This window comes from Mycobacterium sp. 1165178.9 (assembly GCF_001673555.1).
GTDB lineage: Bacteria > Actinomycetota > Actinomycetes > Mycobacteriales > Mycobacteriaceae > Mycobacterium.
The window spans coordinates 1-635 of sequence record NZ_LZMB01000551.1 but is presented as its reverse complement, the minus strand read 5'-3'; the positions used below and the strand labels follow the sequence as shown (position 1 = coordinate 635).

1 protein-coding gene is annotated in these 635 nt (G+C 68.5%); it reads right to left on the bottom strand.

All coding sequences use genetic code 11. The features are described 5' to 3' along the window. Positions 1–635, bottom strand: a 635-nt coding sequence (locus A5652_RS23430) for a lyase family protein (RefSeq protein WP_255361863.1), incomplete at both ends; no start/stop codon positions are given.

Here is a 635-nt window from a genome sequence, read left to right as displayed (position 1 = left end):
CGACGACTCGGCCAGCTCGCGGAGGTGTTCGACATTGGCGGCCAGCCCGGTGATGCAGCGCTCGGCGAACAGCCTCGACACGTTGGTCAGCAGCTTGAAGGACTCGAGGATGTTGCGGGCCATCATCGGGATGTAGACGTTGAGCTCGAACGCACCGTTGCCACCGCCCCACGCGACCGCGGCGTCATTGCCGATCACCTGTGCGGCGACCTGCGTAACAGCCTCGGGCAGAACGGGGTTCACCTTGCCGGGCATGATCGAGCTGCCGGGCTGCAGGTCGGGTAGCTGGATCTCGGCCAGGCCGGTCAGCGGGCCCGACCCCATCCACCGGACGTCGTTGGCGATCTTGGTCAGCGACACCGCGATGGTGCGCAGCGCGCCGGAAGCCTCGACCAGCCCGTCGCGTGCGGCCTGCGCCTCGAAGGAGTTTGCCGCCGTGCGCAATTCGCTCAGGCCGGTCGAGGTGACCAGCGTTTCGACCACCTTCGCGCCGAAACCGTCGGGAGCGTTGAGGCCGGTGCCGACCGCGGTGCCGCCGATCGCCAGTTCACCCAGCCGCGGCAGCGTCGCGCGCACTCGTTCGATGCCCGCCTCGACCTGCCGGGCGTATCCGCTGAATTCCTGACCGAGCGTCA